The organism is Pseudomonas sp. GD03875 (assembly GCF_029840585.1).
Taxonomy (GTDB): domain Bacteria; phylum Pseudomonadota; class Gammaproteobacteria; order Pseudomonadales; family Pseudomonadaceae; genus Aquipseudomonas; species Aquipseudomonas paralcaligenes.
Window position 1 is genome coordinate 171,516 of record NZ_JAOCCV010000003.1, and the last position, 24,310, is coordinate 195,825.

Annotated in this window: 19 protein-coding genes; 9 read left to right on the top strand and 10 right to left on the bottom strand. The window is 64.9% G+C overall.

Annotation, left to right across the window (positions count from 1 at the left end):
- Positions 1-8: 8 nt before the first annotated feature.
- The 5 genes from N5D30_RS03770 to N5D30_RS03790 are packed head-to-tail and all read right to left on the bottom strand — an operon-like array spanning position 9 to position 7,200.
- A complete protein-coding gene (locus N5D30_RS03770; protein ID WP_279907726.1) occupies positions 9-1,661 on the bottom strand; it encodes a DUF1302 family protein in 1,653 nt (550 codons plus the stop codon).
- 35 nt (positions 1,662-1,696) lie between these two features.
- Entirely contained in the window at positions 1,697-4,102 is a 2,406-nt protein-coding gene (locus tag N5D30_RS03775; protein ID WP_279907727.1) for an efflux RND transporter permease subunit, read from the bottom strand.
- Positions 4,099-5,082, bottom strand: coding sequence for a YCF48-related protein (locus N5D30_RS03780; protein ID WP_279907728.1), 984 nt, complete (start codon positions 5,080-5,082; stop codon positions 4,099-4,101). Before N5D30_RS03780 ends, N5D30_RS03775 begins: the two co-directional genes overlap by 4 nt.
- The gene (locus N5D30_RS03785; RefSeq protein WP_279907729.1) at positions 5,075-5,998 is read right to left on the bottom strand and encodes a hydroxymethylglutaryl-CoA lyase; all 924 of its coding nucleotides are present in this window, start codon (positions 5,996-5,998) and stop codon (positions 5,075-5,077) included. The genes N5D30_RS03780 and N5D30_RS03785 overlap by 8 nt, the downstream gene beginning before the upstream one ends.
- 2 nt (positions 5,999-6,000) lie before the next feature.
- Positions 6,001-7,200: a CaiB/BaiF CoA-transferase family protein gene (locus N5D30_RS03790; RefSeq protein WP_279907730.1), complete on the bottom strand. Its 1,200-nt coding sequence runs from the start codon at positions 7,198-7,200 to the stop codon at positions 6,001-6,003.
- Positions 7,201-8,548: 1,348 nt separating this feature from the next.
- Between N5D30_RS03790 and N5D30_RS03795 the strand changes: the two genes are divergently transcribed.
- The 4 genes from N5D30_RS03795 to N5D30_RS03810 all read left to right on the top strand — a co-directional run bounded on the left by N5D30_RS03795 (position 8,549) and on the right by N5D30_RS03810 (position 11,150).
- Positions 8,549-9,118 carry a hypothetical protein gene (locus N5D30_RS03795; RefSeq protein WP_279907731.1) on the top strand — a complete coding sequence of 190 codons (570 nt, stop codon included), beginning with the start codon at positions 8,549-8,551 and terminating at the stop codon, positions 9,116-9,118.
- A gap of 78 nt (positions 9,119-9,196) precedes the next feature.
- Positions 9,197-9,655 (top strand): hypothetical protein, encoded by a 459-nt coding sequence (locus N5D30_RS03800; protein WP_279907732.1) that lies wholly within the window; start codon positions 9,197-9,199, stop codon positions 9,653-9,655.
- Positions 9,656-10,107: 452 nt separating this feature from the next.
- Positions 10,108-10,338 (top strand): hypothetical protein, encoded by a 231-nt coding sequence (locus tag N5D30_RS03805; protein WP_279907734.1) that lies wholly within the window; start codon positions 10,108-10,110, stop codon positions 10,336-10,338.
- 527 nt (positions 10,339-10,865) lie between these two features.
- Positions 10,866-11,150, top strand: coding sequence for a hypothetical protein (locus N5D30_RS03810; protein WP_279907736.1), 285 nt, complete (start codon positions 10,866-10,868; stop codon positions 11,148-11,150).
- 428 nt (positions 11,151-11,578) lie between these two features.
- Here N5D30_RS03810 and N5D30_RS03815 read toward each other — a convergent pair whose 3' ends face one another.
- The 4 genes from N5D30_RS03815 to N5D30_RS03830 form a co-directional block, all read right to left on the bottom strand.
- Complete coding sequence (locus tag N5D30_RS03815; RefSeq protein ID WP_279907737.1) at positions 11,579-13,657, bottom strand: FAD-dependent oxidoreductase; 2,079 nt, start codon at positions 13,655-13,657, stop codon at positions 11,579-11,581.
- 117 nt (positions 13,658-13,774) lie between these two features.
- Entirely contained in the window at positions 13,775-15,892 is a 2,118-nt protein-coding gene (locus N5D30_RS03820; RefSeq protein ID WP_279907739.1) for an FAD-dependent oxidoreductase, read from the bottom strand.
- Positions 15,893-15,969: 77 nt separating this feature from the next.
- A complete protein-coding gene (locus N5D30_RS03825; RefSeq protein WP_279907740.1) occupies positions 15,970-16,359 on the bottom strand; it encodes a nuclear transport factor 2 family protein in 390 nt (129 codons plus the stop codon).
- Positions 16,360-16,382: 23 nt separating this feature from the next.
- Positions 16,383-17,129, bottom strand: coding sequence for an aspartate/glutamate racemase family protein (locus N5D30_RS03830; RefSeq protein WP_220811775.1), 747 nt, complete (start codon positions 17,127-17,129; stop codon positions 16,383-16,385).
- A gap of 307 nt (positions 17,130-17,436) precedes the next feature.
- On the opposite strand from N5D30_RS03830, the gene N5D30_RS03835 reads away from it, so the two are divergent.
- The 5 genes from N5D30_RS03835 to N5D30_RS03855 all read left to right on the top strand — a co-directional run bounded on the left by N5D30_RS03835 (position 17,437) and on the right by N5D30_RS03855 (position 22,378).
- Positions 17,437-18,264, top strand: a complete 828-nt coding sequence (locus N5D30_RS03835; RefSeq protein WP_279907742.1) for a MaoC family dehydratase N-terminal domain-containing protein — start codon at positions 17,437-17,439, stop codon at positions 18,262-18,264.
- 56 nt (positions 18,265-18,320) lie between these two features.
- Positions 18,321-19,481 carry an acyl-CoA/acyl-ACP dehydrogenase gene (locus N5D30_RS03840; RefSeq protein WP_279907829.1) on the top strand — a complete coding sequence of 387 codons (1,161 nt, stop codon included), beginning with the start codon at positions 18,321-18,323 and terminating at the stop codon, positions 19,479-19,481.
- Complete coding sequence (locus tag N5D30_RS03845; protein ID WP_279907830.1) at positions 19,478-20,287, top strand: CoA ester lyase; 810 nt, start codon at positions 19,478-19,480, stop codon at positions 20,285-20,287. Before N5D30_RS03840 ends, N5D30_RS03845 begins: the two co-directional genes overlap by 4 nt.
- Positions 20,288-20,804: 517 nt before the next feature.
- Positions 20,805-21,671, top strand: a complete 867-nt coding sequence (hchA, locus tag N5D30_RS03850; protein WP_279907743.1) for a glyoxalase III HchA — start codon at positions 20,805-20,807, stop codon at positions 21,669-21,671.
- Complete coding sequence (locus N5D30_RS03855) at positions 21,668-22,378, top strand: PA1136 family autoinducer-binding transcriptional regulator (protein ID WP_279907744.1); 711 nt, start codon at positions 21,668-21,670, stop codon at positions 22,376-22,378. Before hchA ends, N5D30_RS03855 begins: the two co-directional genes overlap by 4 nt.
- Before the next feature lie 612 nt (positions 22,379-22,990).
- On the opposite strand, the gene N5D30_RS03860 is transcribed toward N5D30_RS03855, so the two are convergent.
- Positions 22,991-24,232, bottom strand: coding sequence for an OprD family porin (locus N5D30_RS03860; RefSeq protein ID WP_279907745.1), 1,242 nt, complete (start codon positions 24,230-24,232; stop codon positions 22,991-22,993).
- Between the last annotated feature and the right edge of the window lie 78 nt (positions 24,233-24,310).

A 24,310-nucleotide genomic window follows, 5' to 3' on the forward strand; every position in this document is an offset into this window, starting at 1 on the left:
CTCCTCCATCAGAACTGGTAGGTCACGCGCAGCGACAGCTGGTCGTTGCCCGTGAAGTAGCCGAACAGGTTGGTGTTGTTGAACCCTTGCAGCGCCCGCTTCTGATGCTTGTCATCGAAGAAGATGTCGGCCTCGGCGCGGACCCGCCAGTGGTTGCCGTAGGCGAACTCGACGCTGGGGATGACGAAGCTGCCGCCGTAGCTGAGGTCGGTGCCCAGGGCCAGGCTGGGGTTGATGCGGTCGTTGTCGTAGTTGGTCGCGAGGATCGCCGTGGCGATGGTCGAGTGCTCCTTGGTGCGGCCGCTGAAGCCGGCGGAGTTGACCACCTCGTCGTCGCGGTCGAAGTTGGTGATCCAGGTGTTGAACAGCTGCGCCGAGAAGAACGACGGCCGGCTGGTGCCCAGGTAGTTCTGCAGATTGAGCTGCTTGTCCAGGCGCAGCATGGTCTTGACCACGTCCTTCTCGATGATCCCGCAGAAGCCCGGGAAGAACGCGCAGCCGCCCGCCTCGCCGGCCTGCACGCCGACGTTGTAGGGCGCGTTGGGGATGTACGACAGCTCGGTGGAGAACACCGCGTCGATGGATTCCACGTAGCGGTTGGCGGTCACCCCGAACACGTCGACGAAGGGGAAGATCAGCTCGCCCACGGTGGAGTCCGGGTCGGAGCGGTAGTCGCCCTTGTAGGCGCCGACGAAGGAGCGGCCGCTGGCGGCGTCGCCGACGCCCAGCGGGTTGTTCGGATTGGAATTGATCACCGGGTTGGTGGACGGGCCGTGGAACCAGCCCAGCGAGTACTCCCACTCGCCGGCCATGCCCTTCCAGCGCAGGCCGTAGGACAGGTCGTCCATGTCGGCCTCCTTGTGATCGAAGTTGTAGGGCACGTCCGCGCCGAAGGTGGCCGACTCGAAGGTGATGCCCTTGTTCGGGTTGTTGGCCCAGCGCCCGCCTTCCAGGTCGAAGCTGTTGCCACGGTCGCGGGCGCGGTTTAGCTTGCCGGGGATGAGCAGCATCTGCAGGCTGCCGTCGACGCTGTCGAAGCGCTGCACCAGGTTGACCATCCACAGCGGCTTGCGCACGTCCTCGTTCTCCGGTTCGAGGAACGAGCGGATGCGGTTGTCGTAGCCGTGGATCACGTCGAGGGACTGGAAGAAGTCGGTCTCGCCCCACACCACCTGCTGCTTGCCGAGCTTGAGGGTGGTGGTCGGGGTGACGTCGGTCTGCCACCAGAACTCGCGGATTTCCTCGGAGTTGTAGACGTCGTCCATCAGGTCGACACGCGACTTGCGGCGGTTGCTGAACAGGTCGGACGCGGCGTTGTTGTCCATCGCCTGCTGCAGGTCCTTGAGGTAGTTGGTCTCCACCTCGCGGGCCACCCGCCCGGAGATGTTGAACTGCGAGCCGCCGAAGTCCTTGAACAGGTTGACCTTGAGGATGGTGCGGGCCATCGACAGGTCGTACTTGTAGTCGCCGCGCCGGCCCGCGCCCACCAGCCCGTCCGGATCGCGGGTGTCCATCAGGTAGGGATTCTCCAGGTTCCAGGACAGGTGCTGGCGGGCGTAGCCGCTGACCTCCCAGTCCTCGAACAGGCCGCCCTCTGCCCTCGCCAGATCATGCGCTCCGACGCTCGCCGCCAGAACGGCGCAAGCCAGAGGAGTCCGCATGGCGCTCGATTTCATCTTGTTATATGCGCTCATTTTCAGTTCCCGATTGCTTCAGGTTGGTGGGGGTGCCCGCTTTCGCGGGCCTCTTTCGGATGGCCGTGTCCAAAGATGAATTTCGGCTTGAACACCAGCGCAAGCGAAGGCATGACGAAGAGCGAGGTCAGCGCCGAGACGGCCAGCCACAGGCCGATCAGCATTCCCATCTCCGCCTGGAAGCGCAGGGAGGAGAAGGACCAGAACAACACTCCGGCGGAAAGGGTGAAGGCGGTCAGCAGCACGCCGCGGCCGGCCGACCCGAGGGACTGCAGCACGGCGTCGAGCGGGTCGGCGTCGGGGTGCTTCTCCAGGTATTCCTTCATCGAGTCGACGATGTAGAAGGCGTAATCCACCCCCAGGCCGATGCCCAGGGCCACCACCGGCAGGGTGCTGATGCTCATGCCGATGCCCTGCCAGGCCATGAAGGCGAAGGTGACGACGTTGGAGATCAGCACCGGGATGATGAAGAAGATGCCGCTGACCGAAGAGCGGTAGACGCACAGGCAGCAGATCACCACCACCAGGAAGGCCAGCGCGGTGGCCTCGATCTGGTCGGCCAGGAGAATCTCGTTGACCGCCGCGATGATCCCCAGCACGCCGCCGAACAGCTTCACCTCGACGCCCTCGATGGGGTTGTCGGCGATGAACTGGTTGGCGTAGTGGGTCGCCTTGCGCAGGGTGTCGCCCTTGTGGTCGCGGAAGAACAGCGTCACGGCGGCGTTGTGGAACTGCACGTCGGCGAACTGGGTGAGGTCGTCCGGGTCGGCGCCCTGCATGTAGAAGCTGATCAGCTCGCCGTTCTCCATGCGCGTGGCGCCCAGCTCGCCGTAGCGCGGGTTGCCCTCGTACAGGTTGCGGCGGATGTCGATGACGATGTCGGCCAGCGACACCGTGCCGCCGATCTCCGGCTGGCGCTCCATGTAGCGCGAGAAGCGCAGCATCCAGTCGAGCACCTCGGGGCGCTTCATGGCGTCCAGCTCCTCGCCTTCGAGCACCACGAACATCTGCTCGGAGCCCGGGTAGAGCTGGTTGATCAGCGCGCTGTCGCGGTTGAACGGCGAGTCCGCCCAGAGGATCGGCGAGCCGTCGCTGGCGTCGCCGACGTTGATCCGGGTCGCCTCGAACATGAAGCCGGCCAGCGCCACCAGGGTCACCGGCGCCACCCAGTAGCGGGCGCGGCTGCGCACCATCCACTTGGCGCCGGAAAGGATCGCGCGCATGAAGCCGTCGAGGTTGAGCGGGTGCACGTGGCCCTGGGGCCGGCGGATGTAGGACAGCAGCGCCGGGGTGACGAACACCGCCGACACCGCGATGCTCATGACCCACAGCGCGCCGACGATGGCCACCTTGTGCAGCAGCGGGATCGGCGTGAGCATCACGCAGAGGATCGCGCCGGCGTCCGCGTAGAGGCCCAGCATGCTCGGCCGGAACAGCTCGCGCATGGTCTGCTCGGCGGCCTTGCGCGCGTCCAGCACCTCGCCCTGCACCAGGTCGTCGAAGCGGGTGATCATCTGCACCGAGTGGGAGAAGGCCCGCGCGGTGATGATGAAGGCCACCACGATCACCAGCGGGTCGAAGTTGTAGCCCAGCAGGGTGCCGATGCCCAGCGCCCAGATCGCCGACACCACGCCCGCGATCAGCGGCAGCAGGGTGCCGCGCCAGGTGCGGCTGAACACGAACAGCAGCACCAGCATGGCCGCCAGCGAGAGGATCGCCAGGCCCACGGTCTCGTCCAGGTAGTGGGCGACCCAGCCGTACAGGATCGGCTCGCCGACCATGTGCAGGCTGACCTGGTCGGCCACCGGCGAGGCGTCGAGGATGGCCTGGATCTGCGGGAAGATCTTGGCGTAGTCCACCAGATGGTCGTAGAAGTCCACCTGGATCAGCGCCGAGGACAGCTCGCGGTCGACGAACAGGCCGTACACCAGCGGGTTGTTCAGCACCGCCTGGCGCAGCTCGCGCATCTGCTGCGCGTCCTTGGGCAGGTCGGGCCACATCAGCGGGCGGGTCTCGATGCCCTCGCTGGAGGCGTTCACCCGCTTGAGCTTCTTCGACGCCAGCGAGGTGATCTGCATCGGGTTGACGCCCTCGACCTGCTGCAGGTCGTAGGTGATGCGGCGCACCTCGCCGAGGATTTCCTGGCGGAAGATGTCGCCCTCCTTCGCCTTGACCAGGATGGTCACCCGGTTGCTGGCGGCGAAGCTGTCCTGGTACTTCTGGTGCACCTTCACGTAGGGATGGTCGTGGGGAACCATGTCGCTGAAGCGGGTGCGGATGTCGAGGCCGGCCAGGGTGGCGGCGAAGCCCAGGGTGAGCAGGCCGACCACCACCAGCACCAGCACGCGGTGGCGGATCGCCCAGGCGCTGAGGCGCGCGGTTCGGGTCATCAGGTGATTCAGGGTCATTGTTCTTGTTCTCCGGGCCAGATGTGCAGCGCGTCGTCGCGCAGCAGGCCGAGCTGCTGGCCGATCAGGACCACGCCCTCGGCGGTCGCCAGCAGGCGGTTGTGGTAGCTCAGGTCCAGGCCCTCGGGGCTCCAGGCCTGCCAGCTGCCGGCCGGCGAGCGGCTGCGGAACAGCGCGCCGCGGGCGCCGGTGGTCACCCACAGGCCGTCGCGCTCGACCACGTCGAACAGGTGCTCGCTGGTGAAGCGCTCGATTGGCTGCCAGCTGTCGCCGCCGTCGCGGCTGACGAAGGCCTGGCCGCGGTTGCCCACCGCGACGCCGGTGCGCCCGGCGAAATGCACCGCGCGCAGGCTCTCGTCGCCCAGCTCCAGGCTGTCCCAGGTGCGACCGTGGTCGCGGCTGCGCAGCAGGCGGCCGAACTCGGCGGCGATCCACAGATCGCCGTCCGCGCCGGCGCCGATGCCGTTGAAGTTGATGTCCTCGCCCACGCCCAACGCCTGCCAGTCGGCGGCGTCGGCGCTGCCGCGGAACAGCGCGCCCATCTCGCCCACGGCCCAGAAGTGACCGTCGAGGAAACGCACGCTCTGCAGCTTGCCGGCCAGCTCGGAGACCGGCAGCTGGCGGTGCTGCCATTCGCCCTCCAGGCTGCGCGTCCAGAGCTGGCCGCGGTTGCCCACCACCACCTTCTGCCCGGCCGGCGATACCGCCACCGATTGCAGGTTGTCGCGCTGCGGCAGCTCCTCGCGCTGCCAGCTGCGGCCGCCGTCGCCGCTGCTCAGCAGGGCGCCGTTCTGGCCGACGATCCACAGGTGGTCGGCGTAGGCCGCGCCGTCGAAGAAGGCGTCGCGGTGCTCGATCAGCGGCTGGTCGAGCGGCACCGGGTTCACGCTCGGTTTGATGAACACCGCCGCGTAGGCCAGGCTGCCGATCACCATCCAGGGCGCCAGACGCGCCAGCCAGGCTCCGAAGAACTCAAGCATGGGCCACCTCCTCGCGCTTGTTCCATTGCCGCTCCAGCCAGCGGAAGGCGTGACCGCCCAGGCTGCCGCCGGTCAGCGCCTGCACCGCGCGCACCGCCGGCACCAGTGCCAGCGGGTCGATGCCGGTGCGGTAGCCCATGGCGTCGAGCATCAGCACCAAGTCCTCGGTGGCCAGGTTGCCGGTGGCGCCGGGGGAGAACGGGCAGCCGCCGAGGCCGCCGATGGAGCTGTCGAACTCGCGCACGCCGCACTGCAGCGCCGCCAGCACGTTGGCCAGGGCCATGCCGCGGGTATCGTGGAAGTGGCAGGACAGCGCGCCGGCCGCGCAGAGGTCGTCCAGCGGTTCGAGCACCCGCTGCACCGCCGCCGGGTTGGCCGCGCCGATGGTGTCGGCGACGATCACCTTGCCGGCGCCGGCGTCGAGCATGCGCCGCGTCAGCTCCTGCACCACGGCCGGCGGGGTGAGGCCCTCGAACGGGCACTCGAAGGCCACCGCCACGTAGGCGCGCGCCTCCAGGCCGTCGGCGCGGGCGCGGGCCATCAGCCCGGCGCACACCTCGACGGTCTGCGCCAGGCTCATGTTGATGTTGCGCTGGTTCATGGTTTCGGTCGCCGACAGCACCACCGCGATCGAACCGACGCCAGCCTCGCGGGCCAGTTCGTAGCCGCGCAGGTTGGGCACCAGCGCCGAGTAGTCGACCTGCTCGCGCAGCGGCAGGCGGGCGAACAGCTCGCCGGTGCCGGCCATCTGCGGCACCGCCTTGGGCGAGACGAAACTGCCGGCTTCGATGGCCGGGATGCCGCAGGCGACCAGCACCTCGATCATCCTCAGGCGTTCGTCGATGGCGAGGGTCTTGCCCTGGCTCTGCAGCCCATCGCGCGGGCCGACTTCGTTGACCTTGACGTAGTCGTTCATGCTCAGCCCACCACCTTCAGCCGCTTCAACTCGGCGATGCGCTCGCTGTCGTAGCCGAGCAGCCAAGCCAGCACCTCGTCGGTGTGCTCGCCGAGCAGCGGCGGCGGGCTGTAGCTGTCGCTGTCGTCGACGCTGAGCTTGATCGGGTTGCCCGGCGCCTCGACGCTGCCGCCCAGCGGGTGGGGGATATCCACCACCATCTTGCGGTGGCGCACCTGCGGGTCGGCCAGCGCCTCGCTGAAGCGGTTGACCGGGCCGCAGGGCACGCGCACGGCGGTCAGCCGCTCGACCCAGTGGTCGGTGGTGTTGCTGCGCAGCACATCGCCGAGGATGCCGTCGATCAGCGCCTTGTCGGCCAGCCGGCCGGGCTGGGTCTTGTACTTGGGATCGCGCAGCGCCTCGACGTCGAGCAGCCCCACCAGGTTGTCCCAGAAGCTGTCGAAGATCACCGCGATGACCACGAAGCCGTCGGCGGTGGGGTAGGTGTTGTAGGGCACGTGGACGAAGTGGCCGTTGCCCAGCGGCGCCGGGTTCTCGCCGCTGAGGAAGTGCATGGTGGCCATGTAATTGAGCATGCTGATCTGGCAGTCGAGCATGCTGATGTCGACGTGCTGGCCGTGGCCCTTGCTGTTGCGCGCCTGCAGCGCGGCGAGCACGCCCATCACGGCGAACATGCCGCCGCCCAGGTCGCCGATCGGGATGCCGGCGCGGATCGGCGTCTCGGCATCGAGGCCAGTGATCGACATGCCACCGCCGATGGCCTGCACCACCTGGTCGAAGGCCGGGCGCAGGTAGCTGGGGCCATCCTGGCCGAAGCCGGAGACCGAGCAGGTGATGATCCGCGGGTTGACCTGGCGCAGGTGCTCGAAGTCGATCTTCAGCTTCTGCGGCACGCCGGCGCTGAAGTTGTCCAGCACCACGTCGGCCTTGCGTACCAGGTCATAGAAGACCTGCAGGCCGTGCTCGCTCTTGAGATCGATGCAGACGCTCTGCTTGTTACGGTTGAGGGTGAGGAAGTAGGCGCCCATACCCTTGTAGGAATGGCGCGGGTCCTGGGCCAGCAGGGCGCGGGTACCTTCCCCGGCCAGCGGCTCGACCTTGATCGTCTGCGCGCCGAGATCGGCCAGGATCATGCCGGCGTAGGGGCCGGACAGCATGTGCGTCAGATCGAGGATGGAAATCCCCTCTAGCGGTTTGCTCATGGTCTTTCTCTTGTATTTATTGGTTAGCCACACCTCCTCGATAGCAACGACCTTGCCAAGGTCTGTATATTTAAATAAGTCATTGTTTATAAATGATTTTTTATTGATGAAAAATCAGAAATGGAAAGCCTGGGGATGGCTTTCATTGCAGAGTGAAATGGGGATTTCACTTTGCATCCGGGGTGATGGCGGGATTGTCGAGCGGGGGTTGATGGTTTTGGTGCCGGGCTGATTGCCGAGCGGCTTGAAGGTTTTTGGTTTCGCCCTCCTGGGCGAGTCACTTTGATTCGCTTCGCTCACCCTTCGGGCCAGCCTGCGGCTGTTACTCCGCTTCGCTTCGTTGCTTTGTTTGCGGACCGCCGCACGGCGCAAAGAAAAGCAAGCAATAGAAAGCACACCCCGGCATCCAGCCCAGCCTGCGGCGGAGTTCGCCCCTCCGGTGCCACTCCGGGGCAAGGCATACATGAGCCACCCCTGGCCCTTCAAGCGGGAACGCCTGGTTCTCTCGCCGCATCCCTGCGGCTCGCCGCCCCCTGCGCGACACCTCCACTCGGCCTCCTGACGGGAACTCGGGCTCCGAACCGCCTGGAAGTGTTGGCAGATGAATTAAAGCAACGCTTTCATGTAGCCCGGATGAAATCCGGGATGGATCGACACCTTTCCCCGGATTGCATCCGGGCTACCTGTAGGAGCGAGCTCTGCTCGCGAAACTCTTTGCGGGCCTCCTTCGCGAGCAAGCTCGCTCCCACAAAAACCAAGCGGCCCGCGTAGGGTGCGCCGTGCGCACCGATGACTCCGAGGGCGGTGCGCACAGCGCACCCTACAACCACCGAACCAGTTGCTTTATGCGATCTGTCAGGCAGCACCAAACGCCCCTTCAGGAGAGTGAGTGGAATCGTTGCGCAGAGTGACGAGCCGCAGGGATACGACGAAAGGGCTGGGCGCCACCGCGATAAAGGGCCATGGATAGCCCTTGTACACCGACCCTCGAAGCGGCGTGGAGGGAATGCCCCCATTTCTGCCATTCCATTGTGTCGCAAACCCGCTCAATCGGAAGCCTCACAGCCTTGCCCCCTCCCAGTACGTAGCTATCCAGCGTATTGATTTCGACAAGTCATCGACAGTCTCGCTAGACATGCTCCCCTCTGCCCTCGTAGCTTTCTGTCCTGACGGTACCGCTTGGTGCCACGGTCTTGTCGAGTGTCCCTTTTCACCCACCTTCAAGCCGCGCTTGCTTCGCTGATTGTCAGGGGAATCAAAAGCTTGGCTTAGGACAAGGAACGTTATCCGACATTTTCTCGGATGTTATGCGACAGCAATGTCGCCTAATAACAGCTAGGCATTCTCAATGAGCAACCGCCACAGTGAAATTGAGTTAGCAGAAAGAGCTTTTGAAGAAGGAAACTTCGATCTTCTGAAAAAAATATTACCGCCTCTTGTAGAGAAAAACATTCCAGCAGCAATTCGAATTAGCTCTAGCTTTTTCGAGACTGGTATATCCGAGGCAGAGTGCGACCGTAGATATGTTGAAGGCATGTTCAAAGCTGCGGCGCTTGGAGATCTCAAAGCCAGGTATCAAGTGGGCGTATTTTACGACTTAGGTGAACATGGAATTTCTCAAGATAAAAAGCGTGCATCCCTCATATTTAAAGAGCTCGCCGAGAAAGGAAGTTTTCACTGCATGTGGATACATGCATGCGAATTAATATGGGGAAGCGAGGCTTTTCAAAAATCTACGGAAGCCGGCTTAAAACTCTTGCATGATGCAGCACTAGCTGGTTCCGCTGACGCTTATATGACAATCGCCCGATTCCATAATGAAGGCGAGTTTGGGTTTGAAAAAAGCACCGTGCTAAGAGAAAAATATAGACAATTAGCACTTAAGGAAGATGACACAGTCTATGATCCATATGGCTAACAACTGGTTCAAACCGTCGCCGCGCTCTGGGACGGACTAAAGCCCGCCCCTTAACCAAACGTTATACGAAGCATCAAAATGAGCATTGAAGTAAATTTCGCCAAGCATCAATACATTTGGAACGATTGTTACTTGGGATATATCTTAATTTATAATAATTCTGGACTTGCTGGACTGGAAGCCATCCAGGCTTGTCTCAGCAGAGACAGTGAATTCAACTTCTATCCTTGGCTTGGCTCTACGGAGCAAGTCCGTTACCCAGAAGGCGGGCTAAACTCTCTGCATTCAAATGAATTTAGCGATCTGTTCATGCGAATGACGACGGAAGCTATAGCTTATGGTAGTAATAGGCGGCTATCTGAAAATGAAATTGAAAAATTGTTAGCTTCATTTTTGGCTGAATTTTTCGAGCCTAGCTTCTTCAGTAATTTTACAAATTCAGGCTGGCGCCCCGTAACCAATAACAGCAAAGATAGCTTTCTTTGTGCCATAGATAAAAACAAAATAGGAATGTGGCTTAGCTGCGATAATGAGTAATCGTATAATAATGTGCTCAACTACCGCTCACTTCGTTCGCTGGGACCGGCTAAAGCCGGCCCCTTTGCTTAATCGTTAGGCAGAGGGGGCAACATTAATGGTTGTCATAGATCATGAGCCTCATGCGTGGTTCCTGCTGCGAGACAGCTCTGGATACGTGCTCGACGTAAATTGCAGCCAGTCCTTTGCCAGCTTTTCTGCCGTACTCCGTCTTAGACCAGACGAGATCGCCAGGATTTATGTGCAAGGACACAAGGCCACTGATGACCTGGCTCGCTCCATACAGCACAGCCCTAGCAAATATTCCACGCGTTGTGGCGATCCGCTCTTGGAGTCGGCATCATTGGCCGCAATCAAGGGGTGGCAGGCCAATCGGCCCACAGCCTAAAAATTCATTCAAGCCGACGCCGCTTCGCGGCACGGCTTAACTATGGCGTTAGGTGCAAAGAGATATGGTGGCACTTCCCAAAGAAACAGATTTTCCGCTTGATACAGAGTTCATAATTAAGGATTTTGATGCCCCCTTATTTTGCGGGCCTGTGGATGGATGCTGCGAGTGGTTCAATTGGCATGGTGGTAAGTCTCGCCCCTATGCTGTTGAAAACCCAAAAACAGATAACAACTGGCCAGCATCCTCTTTTTCAGAATGGGTGGTTCTGATACAGGCACCCATAGAAAAATAAGCTTCCGTTCTTTTCACTCTTGATTTATTGGTGCCTACCCGCTACATGCACCTAACAAGTCGCTCAAATGGAGCGCGCGCCTTAACTCCAACGCTAGGCTTATAAAAATGTCTGATTTTCTCAACCACACATTCTATTACCTTTTTGGGCTGTTCCTAATATCGAGCATCGCATCGGGAAAAATTGTATTTAAAACGCGCTCCCCAGCAGATGCCTTGATTTTTATAGCGTCCGTAACTTCTACACTAGCAATTTTTTCAACCACGTTTTTTAGCGGTAGCATTTCATTCGACGAGAACGGCAAAGTTCTGTCTGAAATAGAGCCCTTGCTTTCCTTTAATCAGCTTATGTGGCTCCACCTAACAGCAGCTCTTTCATTTTCAACAGGCTTTACCCTCAAGGCATTCACGATCACGAAGAATTAAGACCTCCGAATCTGTGAACTAGCCTAACATCTAGTCCAAATTGCTCGCACGCTCAATGAGATGGGCAAAAACCCGCTCCTCAATCAAACGCTAGGTATATGCATGAAAAAGTATGCCACCGCCTACCTTCTTGGATTTGCCTCAGCCGCATTAATCTCACTTGCTATTAGCCAGCCCAGCAAAGGACCACCTCGGTCATATAACTTCGAGGACAAAAGAGATAGAGAGAAAATGACCTCTATTCTTGAAAGCAAGAATATTCTCTATTCGTACAATGTCGACCACTTGAAACGACACTGGATAACCCCGTGGGTAGATGATGTAGAAACCCTAAAAACTGTTGAACAAGAGCTTGATGAATGGAGGGCATCAAGAAATGCAAAATAAACAGCAGCCCTGAGGTATAAATACGAGCCAAGAGCAGTTAGAAGCGCCTTACAACTGGCTCAAGTCTTTCGCTCCGCCCACTTGAAGTAAAGGCCCGATAGGCATCCCCGGCCTGAGATGGAGTGGAAACCCTTCGTGCAGCGAAGGGCCGGATGGCGGGCAGCGTTTGGGGTGACTGTTGTCCCGGCCGGGCAGGCGCGATTGGGAAAGGTGACTCGCCGGGAGGCGAAACCAGAACCGTCAGTACGCTCGACAATGAGCTGGAAACCCAAACCCGGATTTCATCCGGGCTACGAGCACCGGCAAGCTCGCACATCCCCCCGGTGCGCACAGCGCACCCTACCAAGCCATGCCGTAGCGAAGCGGCCCCAAAAGCCGCTCAAAAAAAAGCCGGCACAAAGTGCCGGCAAGTCTTTCCCTCGGAGCATTCAGAGAAAACGTTGTAACGCCATCGGCCCGTCGAATCCCTCGATCGACCCCGGCTCGATGTAGCGCTTCCAGTTGTCGAAGATCTCCCGCCCGGCCAGGAAGCCCTCGAAGATTGCGTGGTCGGTCTTGCGCGGCACCACCGCGTCGCCGACCCGGTGTACGTTCGGCAGATCGGCCTTGAGCGCGTGGTACAGCGCGTCCTGTGGCAGGTGGCGGACCGCCAGGACGATGCTGTCGAAACCGCTGAGCGTCTCTTCGTCGCCGCTGTAGAGGTTGAACACGTCCACCTCGCCGCCGCGCACCTGGCTGACCCAGGCGTTGAGGGTGTAGGTCAGCCCGCGGCTGAACAGGTTGGCGTACACCACCGGCTGGTCCAGGGTGGTGCCCAGGCGGTGGAACAGCGCGTTCCAGCGGGTCAGCACGTGCACTTCGTGGCCGTTCTCCACCAGCAGTTCGGTGATCCCCGCCGAGTAGCGGTTGCCCTCCTCGTCCAGCACCAGCACGCGGTGGCCGACCTTCTCCGGGTGGGCCAGCACGTCCAGGGCGGTGAACACGTGGTCGGCGTCCAGCCCCGGCACCCGGTCGACCAGCGGGTTGATGTCGGAATAGCCGCTGCGGTCCGGCAGCGAGCCGGTGGCGACGATCACGCCGTCGGGGTTCAGCGCCTTCACCGTGTCGACGCTGGCCTCGCAGTTCAGCCGCACCTGCACGCCGTGCTTGGTCATGTGCACCTTGAGGTCCTCGGTGATCCAGGCGAAGGAGTCGCGGCGCGGCAGGCGTACGATGTGGTTGACCTGGCCGCCCAGCTCCGCGCCCTTCTCCAGCAGGGTGACCTTGTGTCCGCGTTTGGCCAGGCCCTCGGCGGCCTTCATCCCGGCCGGGCCGCCGCCGACCACCACCCAGTGCCGGCTGACCGGCGCCAGTTCCAGGGTCTGCGGGCCGAACACTTCCTCGCGGCCGGTGGCCGGGTTGATCTGGCAGGTCATCGAGGTGCCGTGGAACAGCCGCGAGACGCAGCCCTGGTTGCAGCGCAGGCAGTGGTAGATCTCGTCCTCGCGGCCGGCGGCGGTCTTGTTGGCGAATTCCGGGTCGGCGATCTGCGCGCGGGTCATCGCCACCATGTCGGCGCCGCCGCGGGCCAGGATGGCCTCGGCCTCGCCGGCGCTGCCGATGCCGGAGACGCAGAACACCGGCAACCCGACCGCCTGTTTCAGCCGCGCCACCGGGTCGGCCAGCCAGCCGTCGGGCACGTCGTAGGGCGGCATGATGTAGGTCGCCGACTGGTAGACCCCGGCGGTGGCCATGATGTAGTCGATGTCGCCGGTGGCCTCGATGGTCTGCGCGACCTCGATCCAGTCGGCGATCTCCATGCCGCCGGGGACCATCTCGTCCATCGACAGACGGATGCCGACCACCATGTCGCGGCCGACCCGCTCGCGCACCGCGCGGATCACTTCCAGCGGGAAGCGCATGCGGTTTTCGAAGCTGCCGCCGTACTCGTCGTCGCGCTTGTTGAACAGCGGCGAGATGAACTGGTGCAGCAGGTAGCTGTGCGCCAGGTGTACCTCCACGCCGTCGAAGCCGGCCAGCTTGGAGTACTCGGCTGAACGTACCCAGCCCTCGACGATCTCGTCCATGTCCGAGCGTTCCATGGCCTTGGCCATTTCGCCGAACACCGGCGACTTGATGTTGGACGACGACCAGAGCACCCGGTAGTCGTCCATCGCGTGGGTCTCGCCCATCACGCCGAAGTGGTTGAGCTGGGCGAAGATGTGCGAGCCGAAGCCGTGTACCACGTCGGTCAGCGCCTTGTCGCGCTCGACCATCTCCGGCCGGTAGCCGTAGGAGTAGCCACGGCAGAAGGTGTTGGAGGTCGGGTGGATCAGCCGGTTGCCGGTGATCATCAGGCCGATGCCGCCCTTGGCGCGGGCGGCGTGGTAGTGGATGTCACGGTTGTTGGTCAGCCCTTCCGGCGAGTTGAAGGCCATGGCGTGGGCCGACTGCATGATGCGGTTGCGCACCGTGACGTTGCCGATCTTCAGCGGCGAGAACAGGTGCGGGTAGCGTTCGACGGTCATCGGGATTCTCCCCGGGTCCGGCGGTGCCGGCCCGAAATGTCGTTATGTCGCGCAGAGCCGACGCTCTGCCGTTGCAACTCTGCTGGCGTGCGTAGGGTGCGCCGCGCGCACCGCCGCTCAAGCCACAGGCGCGCCCATGGCCGTACGCCAGTCGGCGCCGAAGCCTTCCAGCGCGCCCTGCTCGATGAAGCGCGCCGGATCGTCGAGCTGCTCGCGACCAGCCAGCATGCCTTCGTAGATGCTGTCCTGCAGGGGGCGCTGCAGGCGCGCGTCGCCGATGCAGTACAGGCGCGCGATGCGCCCTTCCAGCTGGCGGTACAGCCCGTCGTTGGGCTGGTGGCCGGCGGCGATGACGAAGCTGTCGGCCTCCAGCACCTCGCTGTCCTGGTCGGTGAACAGGTTGAGCAGTTGCGCGCGGCTGCCGTCGATGCGCCGCACCCAGCTGTTGATGGTGTAGCGCAGGCCCTTGGCGAACACGTGGCGGTAGTTCACCGGCAGGTCCAGGGTCAGCGCCAGGTTGGGCGCCAGGGCGGTGAAGCGGCTGACCAGATGCACCTCGTGGCCACGGTCGAGAAGGAATTCCGCGGTGCCCAGGGCGTAGCGACCGCCGTCCTCGTCGAACAGCACTACGCGCTTGCCGACCCGCTCCGGTGCCTGCAGCACCTCGACAACGCTGAGCACGTTGTCCTGCTCGGTGCCGGGCACCCGGTCCACGGCCGGGCGGGTCGAGGTGAAGGCGGTCTTCAGCGGCGTCGAGCCGGTGGCCAGGATCACCCCGTCGGCACCCCAGGCGACGATGGCCTCGGCATCCAGCGCGGTGTTCAGGCGGATGTCCACGCCGGCCTTGCGCAGCTGGCTTTCGAGATCGCGGGCGATGAAGCCGAACTTGTGCCGGCGCGGCAGCTGCGCGGCCAGCAGGGTCTGCCCGCCAAGGTGCTCGCCGCGCTCCACCAGGGTCACCCGGTGGCCACGCTGGCGCAGGGTCAGCGCGGCCTTCATGCCGGCCGGGCCGCCGCCGACCACCAGCCAGTCGGCCGGCCGCTCGGCCGCCCGCAGGGTGTGCAGGCCGAAGCGCTGCTCGCGCCCGGCCGCCGGGTTGACCACGCAGGAGATGGCGTTGCCGGCCATCAGCCGGGCGATGCACGCCTGGTTGCAGCGGATGCAGTGGCTGATCTCGTCCTCGCGGCCCTGCAGCAGCTTGTTGCAGAACTCGGGGTCGGCGATCTGCGTGCGGGTCATCGCCACCATGTCGGTGGCGCCGCTGGCGACCAGCGACTCGGCTTTTTCCGGGTCGACGATGTGGCCGACGATGAACACCGGGATGTCGCTGACCTCGCGCAGCGCGGCGCGCAGGCGGGCGCCGTCCTCCACCAGCCAGTTCTCCGGGTAGTCGCCCGGCGGGATCTGGTCGGCGTGGGCGGCGTAGGTGCCGGCGGTGGCGCTGACGTAGTCGATCAGGCCGGTCTCGACCATCTTGCGGGTCATCAGGATCGCCGTGTCGGCGTGCATGCCCTCGACCGTGCATTCGTCCAGCGAGACGCGGATGCCGACCACGAAGTCCGGCCCCACCGCCTCGCGCACCCGCTGCATGGTCTCGATGGGGAAGCGCACGATGTTGTCCAGGCTGCCGCCGTACTCGTCGGTGCGCTTGTTGTAGACGAAGGAGAGGAACTGCTGGTGCAGGTAGCCGTGCGAGTAGTGCAGCTCGACGCCGTCGAAGCCGGCCGCCTGGGCGTTGCGCGCGGCCAGGGCGAAATGCTCGGAGACCTCGTCCATCTCAGCCTTGGTCATCTCCCTGGCCCACTCGTTGTAGGCCGGCGACTTCATGGTCGACGGCCCCATCAGCAGGCGGTAGTCGTCCAGCGCGCCGCTGCGGCCCTGGGGGCCGAAGTGGATCAGCTGGGCGACGATGCGGCTGCCGAAGGCGTGCACCGCGTTCACCATCTCGGCGTCGCGCTCGATCATCTCCTCGCGGTTGCCGCGGGCCAGGGAGCGGTTCGGCCCGGTGGACTGCGGGTGGACGTGGCGGGCGCCGGTGACGATCAGGCCGATGCCGCCCTTGGCGCGCTCGGCCTGGTAGTGGATGTCACGGTCGTTGGTCAGGCCGTCGGCCGAGGCGAAGCCCTTGGCGTGGGCGGTCTGCATCAGGCGGTTGCGCACCGTGATGTTGCCGATCCGGAGCGGGGAGAAAATCGAGGGATAGCGAAGCTCCCCCGGCTGCTTGGGCTGGGTCATCGTTCCTCATCCTTATTGTTCTTGTGGGATGGGCCGCTCCGTGCGGAGCGGCCAGGCGTATCACTGCGGCGGCGCCCTCAGCGCAGGACGTTCTCGCCGCTCATGAAGACGAACACACGGCGGAAGCGGCCGTCCTCCACGTACCAGAAGTTGCAGTTGCGCAGGCGGGTCTCGTTGCCCTGGTGGTCCTTGAGGTAGACGTTGAAGCGCGCGCAGACCGTCTGCGTCTCCTCGTCGGCCGCGGTCTCGAAGTCGCCGTGCCAGATTTCCTCGAAGCCGGAGAACAGGTTGTCGAACATCTTGCGCACGCCGACATGGCCGCTGTGGGTGAGGTTGTCGGTCTGGATGGTGAACTCGACGTCTTCGTGGCAGCAGTCGAGCACCGGCTCCATGTTCTTGCTGTCGACGTTGCCGAAGTATTTCTGGGTGGCCAGCTCGATCAGCTGCTGCCGGTTGAGTCGCGACATGGTGGTCTCCCGTTTTCTTGTTGTCAGAGGGCGAAGCCGTGGTAGGCGGCGTCGTTGGGGTTTTCCGGTGCCGGGTAAGCCTTGCGGCTGTGCTTGAGGCCCAGGCCGAGCATCAGCTCGCAGAGTTTGTAGGACACCAGCCCCGGGTTGATCACCGGGATCGGCAGGCGCTCGGCCAGGTAGGCGTGGGACTGATGCATGGTGGTCGAGCCGAGCACGATGACGTCGGCGCCGTCCTCCTCCATCGCCCGGCGCGCCTCGGCCTCCAGCTTGGCGAACACCACGTCCTCCTTGCCGGCCAGCAGCTCCTTGAGGTCCGGCCGGGTGTTGATCGAGCGCAGCGAGGCGACCCGGTCCCACAGGCGGTATTCGGTGAGGGTCTTCTCGTACAGGGCGAACCACTGGTCCCACATGGTGATGACGCTGAACTTCTTGCCCAGCATGCAGGCCATGTGGAAGGCCGACATGCCCGGCGCGACCACCGGGATGTCCAGCCGCGAGCGCAGGGCGGCCAGGCCGGAGTCGCTGACGGTGTCGATGCACACCGCGCTGTAGCCCTCCTCCTGGGCGCGGATGCCGGCCTGGACCACGGAGAAGTCCATCAGCAGCACGTCGTAGGCGCTGTCGGCCAGGGACGCGCCCTTGGCCACCGGCACGAACTCCGGCTCGAAGCCCGGCAGGATCAGGTGGGCGGGCAGCTGGCTGGAGCGATTGGCCGCTGCCTCGGCGTCCATCGGGATGGGGATTATTATTTTTATGCGGCTGGACATGCTGTCTCCTCGTTGCCAGCCATGCCTCGACGGGCACGGCGCGTTTCGGGTACGACTGCTCAGGCAATATGGGTGCCAGAAATTCCGCGCCGCTATCCCCTTGAAAAAGCAGGACTATTTCCAGGCACCCGAGCAGCGCCGGCCAGCGGCGTTGCAGAATGAAAGACCGTTCATCATTAAGAAACGCCCCTCGCTCCCGCGCGCCTGCGTATTAGCGTGGGCTTGAGGCGGGCTTCCGCAAAAGCGAATTCCTCGCCCTCCGGCCACCCCTGCATCATGCCGCCACGACATGAACGGGATGCAAGGCATGGCAGATTTCGATCCGGCGCAGTGGCTGGGACGTACCCAGCAGGTGCACGACCAGTTGAGCCGCAACCTGGTCAGCCGCATCGCGGCGACCTTCGACACCCAGGCCCCGGCCCACGGCGAGGAACTGCCGTGGCTGTGGCACTGGTGCTTCTTCAACGAGCCGGTCGCCTGCGCCGGCCTGGGCCCGGACGGCCACCCCGCGCTGGGCGGCTTCATGCCGCCGGCCCACGGCCGCAACCGCATGTGGGCCGGCGGCCGGCTGGAGTTCCTCGAACCGCTGCGGGTCGGCGGCGAGGCCTGCCGCACCACCACCATCGAGCGCATCGAGGAAAAGCACGGGCGCAGCGGCTCGCTGCTGTTCGTCACCCTGCGCCACGAATACGCGCAGGACGGCGTGCCGTGCATCCGCGAGGAACAGGACATCGTCTACCGCGAGCCGACCCCGCCCAAGCTGGGCGCCGGCGAACCGCTGCCCGAGGCGGACTGGCAGGAAGCCGTGGTGCCCGACCCGGTGCTGCTGTTCCGCTACTCCGCCGTGACCTTCAACGCCCACCGCATCCACTTCGACTGGCCCTACGTGACCGCCACCGAGGGCTACCCCGGCCTGGTGGTGCACGGCCCGCTGACCGCCACCCTGAGCCTGGCCGCGTTCGTCCGCGCCAACCCGCTGGCACGCCTGCGCCGCTTCGCCTTCCGCGGCGTGCGCCCGCTGATCGCCCCCGACGCCTTCCAGGTCGGCGGCCAGCACGCCGAACCGGGCCACGCCCGGCTCTGGGCGAGCAACGCCAGCGGCCTGTGCCAACAGGCCGACGTGCAGTTCGACTGACCCCATGAAAAACCGCCTGCCCCGGAGCAGGCGCCCGTTTCCGAGGAAGCCCCATGATCGACCGCAACAGTGAAGAATTGAATGCCATCCGCGACGGCGTGCGCGCCCTCTGCGCCGAGTTCCCCGCCGAGTACTGGCGCAGGATCGACGAGGAACGCGGCTTCCCCGAGGCCTTCGTCAAGGCCCTGACCGACGCCGGCTGGCTGTCGGCGATGATCCCCGAGGAATACGGCGGCTCGGGCCTGGGCCTGGCCGAGGCCTCGGTGATCCTCGAGGAAGTCAACCGCTGCGGCGGCAACTCCGGCACCGTGCACGGGCAGATGTACAACATGTTCACCCTGCTGCGGAACGGCACCGAGGCGCAGAAGCGCTACTACCTGCCGAAGCTGGCCAGCGGCGAGCTGCGCCTGCAGTCCATGGCCGTGACCGAGCCGACCACCGGCACCGACACCACCAAGATCAAGACCACCGCCGTGCGCCGTGGCGACAAGTACGTGGTCAACGGCCAGAAGGTGTGGATCTCGCGGGTCCAGCACTCCGACCTGATGATCCTGCTGGCGCGCACCACGCCGCTGGCCGAGGTGCAGCGCAAGGTCGACGGCATGTCGATCTTCCTGGTCGACCTGCGCGAGGCCATCGGCAACGGCCTGACCGTGCAGCCCATCGCCAACATGGTCAACCACGAGACCAACGAACTGTTCTTCGACAACCTGGAAATCCCCGCCGACAGCCTGATCGGCGAGGAAGGCAAGGGCTTCCGCTACATCCTCGACGGCCTCAACGCCGAGCGCACCCTGATCGCCGCCGAGTGCATCGGCGACGGCCGCTGGTTCATCGAGAAGGCCAGCGCCTACGCCCGCGACCGCAGCGTGTTCGGCCGCCCCATCGGCCAGAACCAGGGCGTGCAGTTCCCCATCGCCAAGGCTCACATCGAGGTGGAGGCCGCCGATCTGATGCGCTGGCGCGCCTGCGAGGAATACGACGCCGGGCTCAACGCCGGCGCCGCCGCCAACATGGCCAAGTACCTCGCCGCCGAGGCCTCCTGGGCCGCGGCCAACGCCTGCATGCAGACCCACGGCGGCTTCGGCTTCGCCTGCGAATACGACGTCGAGCGCAAGTTCCGCGAGACGCGGCTGTACCAGGTGGCGCCGATCTCCACCAACCTGATCATGTCCTACGTGGCCGAGCACCTGCTCGACCTGCCGCGGTCGTTCTGATGGGCGCCCCGCTGCGCAGCGCGCTGTTCGTCCCCGGCAGCCGCCCCGAGCGCTTCGCCAAGGCCCTGGCCAGCGGCGCCGACGCGGTCATCGTCGACTTCGAGGATGCCGTCGAGGAAGCGCTCAAGGCCGACGCCCGCGACCACCTGCGCGCCTACCTCGACGCCGAGGCCGGCGCCCGCGTGTGGGTGCGGGTGAACATGGCCGGCCACGCCCAGCACGCCGCCGACCTCGAACTCTGCCGCCACCCGGGCGTGCTCGGCGTGCTGCTGCCCAAGGCCGAGAGCGCCGAGCAGGTGGCGCGGGTCGCCGCCCTCGGCAAGCCGGTGATGCCGATCGTGGAAAGCGCGCGTGGGCTCGCCGAACTGCCTGCGATCGCCACCGTCGCGGGAGTCGAGCGGCTGACCTTCGGCGGGCTCGACCTGGGCCTGGACTTGGGCCTGGCCGCCGGCACCCCGGCCGCCGGACGCCTGCTCGACCAGGCGCGCTTCGCCCTGCTGCTGCAGTCCCGCCTGGCCGACCTGGCGCCGCCGCTGGACACCGTGTTCCCGGACATCGACGATGTGGAAGGTCTCGCCCGCTTCGCCCGCGACGCCGGCGACATGGGCTTCGCCGGCATGCTCTGCATCCATCCGAGCCAGGTCGCAGTCGTGCATGCCGCCTTGGCCCCGAGCGAGGCTGAGCTGGACTGGGCGCGACGGGTGCTCGCGGGCGCGGGCGCCGGCGGCGCCTACCAGCTCGACGGCCAGATGATCGACGCCCCGGTCATCGCCCGAGCCCGCCGGCTGCTGGAACGCGCCGGCTGACCGATAACGCTTTGCCGCTTTGCTCCGCCCGGCCCCGGCCGGGCATTTTTTTGGCTATGTCCCCGTTAGATACTGTAGTGCCTTGCCCCGTCTGGGTCCCCGCCTGCGCGGGGATGACGAGGTGGGGGTAGAGTTGCTCCCGGAACCGTCATTCCCGCGCAGGCGGGACAGCAGCTGTATCGCTGAACAGCGCTTGCGCTGGCCCGAAGGGGAATAACCCAGGAGCAGTTCCGTAGCCCGGATGAAATCCGGGATGGGCCGGCACCTTCCCCGGATTCCATCCGGGCTACGACTGGCGGGAACCTCGACTCCGAGTTGCCCGATGGCTGTTTCCTGTCGCTGCGCGGCCTGGTCTACCTTGAATAGCTTCCGTAGGAGCGAGCTTGCTCGCGAAGCCTTCGGTGCGCACGGCGCACCCTACCCAGGGGTGCGATGCGCCAGATTGAGGGATTTCCCCTCTTCGAGGTCCAACCCCGATGCGCCAGCATGAACGGCACCACACACAGGAGTGCATGGCATGACCGACACCGCGAACAGCAAGCAGCCCACCCCGGACCCGGCCGAACACAACGCCTTCTTCCCGTCGCCCCATTCCCTCGGCGAATTCACCAGCCCCAGGACGCCCCTCGACGGCGACCACTACCCCGACGCCTATCAGGGCACACGCAAGATCCTGATGATCGCCGCGGACGAGCGCTACCTGCCCACCGACACCGGCAAGCTGTTCTCCACCGGCAACCACCCGGTCGAGACGCTGGTGCCGATGCACCACCTGCACCAGGCCGGCTTCGACTTCGACGTCGCCACCCTGTCCGGCAACCCGGTCAAGTTCGAGCTGTGGGCCATGCCCGGCGAGGAGACGGCGATCACCGACCTGCACCGCAAATACCTGCCGCAGTTCCTCGAGCCCCGGAAGCTGGACGAGATCGCCGATGCGCTGGAGGCCGGCGCCGACTACATCGGCGTGTTCATCCCGGGCGGGCATGGCGCGCTGATCGGCCTGCCGCAGAGCGAGGCGGTGGCCCGGGTGCTGAACTGGGCGATGGCCAACGACCGCCACGTCATCTCGCTGTGCCACGGCCCGGCCGCCTTCCTCGCCGCTGGCGCCTTCGGCCAGGCGTCGCCGTTCGCGGGCTACTCGATCTGCGCCTTCCCCGACGCCATGGACCGCAAGACGCCGGAGATCGGCTACATGCCGGGCGGGCTGACCTGGTTCTTCGGCGAGCGGCTGCAGGCCCAGGGCGTGACCCTGCTCAACAGCGACGTCACTGGGGCCACCCACCAGGACCGCAAGGTGATCACCGGCGACAGCCCGTTCGCCTCCAACGCGCTGGGCAAGCTGGCCGCGCGGGCGCTGCTGGACGAAGCGGCCCGCGGCGGATGAGCCTGGACGCCCTGGCCCGCGCCGTGACGGCGATCGAGCGCAGCGACAGCCTAGCCGCGCTGGCCGACGCGGTGCGGGCGTTCGCCGCGCCGCTGGGCTACGACCGCTTCGTGCTCTATTCGGCCAGCACCTCCGGGGAGGAGCTGATCGACCGCCTCTACTGGGTCGAAGGGGACTGGTTCGGCGATGGCGCGACGGTGGACGCCCGGTCCTACCTGCAGCGCTGCCCGGTCAACCATCACATCCTGGAGAACGACCGGCCGTTCTTCTGGACCAAGCGCGGCGCCCCCGGCGAGGAAACCTACCGCGTGGTGAACAGCCCCCGAGGGCTGGGCATCCACGGCCTGCAGGTGCCCATCTTCGGCCTCCACGGCCTGCTCGGGGCAATGAGTTTCGGCGGCCGCGCCATCGACAGCACGACCGCCGCGCGCCTGGCGCTCACCCTGGTCGGGCAGGCGGCGCTGCACCGGGCGCTGTCGTTCGCCGCAATGCCACAGGAAGCCTCGGCACTGCGCCTGACGGCACGCGAGCGCGAGGTGATGCGCTGGATCGCCGCCGGCAAGCGGCAGGCCGATGCCGCGCTGATCCTGGGGCTTTCCGAGCGAACGGTGGAGAATCATCTGCGGCGCGTGCGCGGCAAATTAGGGGCGTCCACCACGGCCGAGGCGCTGCGGATCGCCATTCGCCTGGGCGAGATCGAGCCCTGACAGGACTGCGTAGGGTGCGCCGCGCGCACCTTGGGGACGGGAGCTCGTAGCCCGGATGAAATCCGGGAGCGGTGTTGGTCCGATGCCTGGGTTTCCGGCCGATTGCTGAGTGTTCTGACGCTTTAGGTTTCGCCCTCCCGGGCGAGTCACTTTCTCTCGTGTGGCCAAGAGAAAGTAACCAAAGAGAAGGCCACCCCGGCATCCGGCCCCGCCTGCGGCGGGGTTCCCTCCCTCCGGTGCCGCTCCGGGGGCCGGCATACACGGGCCATCCATGGCCCGTTATGCCTTTCGCCGCATCCCTGCGGCTCATCCCCCCTGCGCAACACCTCCACTCGGCCTCCTGACGGGGACTCAGGCTCCGAGTTGCCTAGAAGTTTCTTGGGCGTTGGAGTGAAAGCAACGCTTTCATCCGAACCACGACTGTAGGAGCGAGCTTGCTCGCGAACCAGGCCCGTAAAGAGCTTCGCAAGCAAGCTCGCTCCTACAAAAACGCACGCGGTGCGCACGGCGCGCCCTACGGCAAAAAAACGCCCGGCCCCTCGTGAGGGTCGGGCGTTCGGCCTGCGGATGGGGCCACAGGCATGCCGGCCTTTCGTGGAGGCCGGCGGGCGATCATTTCAGGGGGATGGTGTAGGACAGGATCAGACGGTTCTCGTCCAGTTCGCCGGCTCCGTCGGAGCGGACCATGGCGTTGCGCCAGCGGATGCCTAGGTTCTTCAGCGGGCCGTCCTGCACCACGTAGCTCAGGTCCAGGTTGCGCTCCCATTCCTTGCCGCTCTCGCCGGCGATCTCGTAGCCGTCGCCACGCAGGTAGCGGGCGAAGAAGGTCAGGCCGGGCACGCCGAACGGGGCGAAGTCGATGTCGTAGCGCACCTGCCAGGAGCGTTCCTCGGCGCGGGTGAAGTCGAGGATCTGCACCACGTTGGCGACGTTGGCGTCGGCGTCCTGCAGGTACGGGAAGGGGCTGTCGCCGCGGTTGTCCTGGTAGCCGAGGCGGAAGGTGTGCGCGCCGTGGTTGGCCGAGAGCAGCACCGAGGTCAGGCCGTTGTCGATGTCGCCGCCGCGCGCCGCGCCCTGCTCGGACGAGTCGAAGTAGCCCAGGTTGGCACCCAGCACCCAGCCGCCCATGGGCTCGCTGCTGGCCTGCAGGCCGAAGTAGTTCTGCTGGTAGACGTCCTCCAGCTCGGCCCGCCAGTAGGAGGCGTTGAGCCGGGGGCTGAAGCTGTAGATGGCGCCGAAGTAGTCGAAGTGGTCGCCGGCCACGCCGTAGTTGCCGGCGAGGATGTCGTCGTGGTTGCCGCTGGAGTTGCGGAAGTTGACCTTGCTGAAGCGCCCCATGTCGAGCGCCAGGTTGTCGATGTCGCTGGAGGTCAGGGTCACGCCGTTGAAGATCGGCGGCAGCAGGCGCGCATCGCTCGACAGCAGCACCGGCGACTTGGGCATGAAGCCGCCGGCCTTCAGCTCGGTCCGGGAGATCTTCATCTTGGCCACGCCGGAGAGGTCGCTGTAGGTGTCCGGGCCGGAGTCGCCGTAGGCGTTCGGCAGCAGGCCGGTGCCGGCGCGCGCGCCAGACGAGTCCAGCTTCACGCCCAGCGCGGCGTACAGGTCGAGGCCGAAGCCGACCGTGCCCTCGGTGTAGCCGGACCTGGCGTTGAACATGAAGCCCTGCGCCCATTCCTCGCGCTTGGACTGGGCGGCGCCGTCCTGGCGGAAGTCGCGGTTGAAGTAGAAGTTGCGCATGGCCAGGTTGACCGTGGCGTCTTCGATGAAGTCCGCGCTGGCCTGCGTCGGCAGCGCCAGGATCGGCGGCAGCGCGAGCAGTGCGCAGAACTGGGCGAGCGAGCTGTTATGCATCGTTGGGTATCCGTCTCGATTGTTTTTGTTGGCTTCCGGGCAGTACCGGTGCGGGCAAGCATGCTCAGGCGACCCGCG

What these genes read in the sequence shown, in the direction of transcription:
- N5D30_RS03770 (WP_279907726.1), bottom strand. Translation starts at nt 1,661, where the DNA reads ATGCGGACTCCTCTGGCTTGCGCCGTTCTGGCGGCGAGCGTCGGAGCG.
- N5D30_RS03775 (WP_279907727.1), bottom strand. Translation starts at nt 4,102, where the DNA reads ATGACCCTGAATCACCTGATGACCCGAACCGCGCGCCTCAGCGCCTGG.
- N5D30_RS03780 (WP_279907728.1), bottom strand. Translation starts at nt 5,082, where the DNA reads ATGCTTGAGTTCTTCGGAGCCTGGCTGGCGCGTCTGGCGCCCTGGATG.
- N5D30_RS03785 (WP_279907729.1), bottom strand. Translation starts at nt 5,998, where the DNA reads ATGAACGACTACGTCAAGGTCAACGAAGTCGGCCCGCGCGATGGGCTG.
- N5D30_RS03790 (WP_279907730.1), bottom strand. Translation starts at nt 7,200, where the DNA reads ATGAGCAAACCGCTAGAGGGGATTTCCATCCTCGATCTGACGCACATG.
- N5D30_RS03795 (WP_279907731.1), top strand. Translation starts at nt 8,549, where the DNA reads ATGAGCAACCGCCACAGTGAAATTGAGTTAGCAGAAAGAGCTTTTGAA.
- N5D30_RS03800 (WP_279907732.1), top strand. Translation starts at nt 9,197, where the DNA reads ATGAGCATTGAAGTAAATTTCGCCAAGCATCAATACATTTGGAACGAT.
- N5D30_RS03805 (WP_279907734.1), top strand. Translation starts at nt 10,108, where the DNA reads ATGGTGGCACTTCCCAAAGAAACAGATTTTCCGCTTGATACAGAGTTC.
- N5D30_RS03810 (WP_279907736.1), top strand. Translation starts at nt 10,866, where the DNA reads ATGAAAAAGTATGCCACCGCCTACCTTCTTGGATTTGCCTCAGCCGCA.
- N5D30_RS03815 (WP_279907737.1), bottom strand. Translation starts at nt 13,657, where the DNA reads ATGACCGTCGAACGCTACCCGCACCTGTTCTCGCCGCTGAAGATCGGC.
- N5D30_RS03820 (WP_279907739.1), bottom strand. Translation starts at nt 15,892, where the DNA reads ATGACCCAGCCCAAGCAGCCGGGGGAGCTTCGCTATCCCTCGATTTTC.
- N5D30_RS03825 (WP_279907740.1), bottom strand. Translation starts at nt 16,359, where the DNA reads ATGTCGCGACTCAACCGGCAGCAGCTGATCGAGCTGGCCACCCAGAAA.
- N5D30_RS03830 (WP_220811775.1), bottom strand. Translation starts at nt 17,129, where the DNA reads ATGTCCAGCCGCATAAAAATAATAATCCCCATCCCGATGGACGCCGAG.
- N5D30_RS03835 (WP_279907742.1), top strand. Translation starts at nt 17,437, where the DNA reads ATGGCAGATTTCGATCCGGCGCAGTGGCTGGGACGTACCCAGCAGGTG.
- hchA (WP_279907743.1), top strand. Translation starts at nt 20,805, where the DNA reads ATGACCGACACCGCGAACAGCAAGCAGCCCACCCCGGACCCGGCCGAA.
- N5D30_RS03855 (WP_279907744.1), top strand. Translation starts at nt 21,668, where the DNA reads ATGAGCCTGGACGCCCTGGCCCGCGCCGTGACGGCGATCGAGCGCAGC.
- N5D30_RS03860 (WP_279907745.1), bottom strand. Translation starts at nt 24,232, where the DNA reads ATGCATAACAGCTCGCTCGCCCAGTTCTGCGCACTGCTCGCGCTGCCG.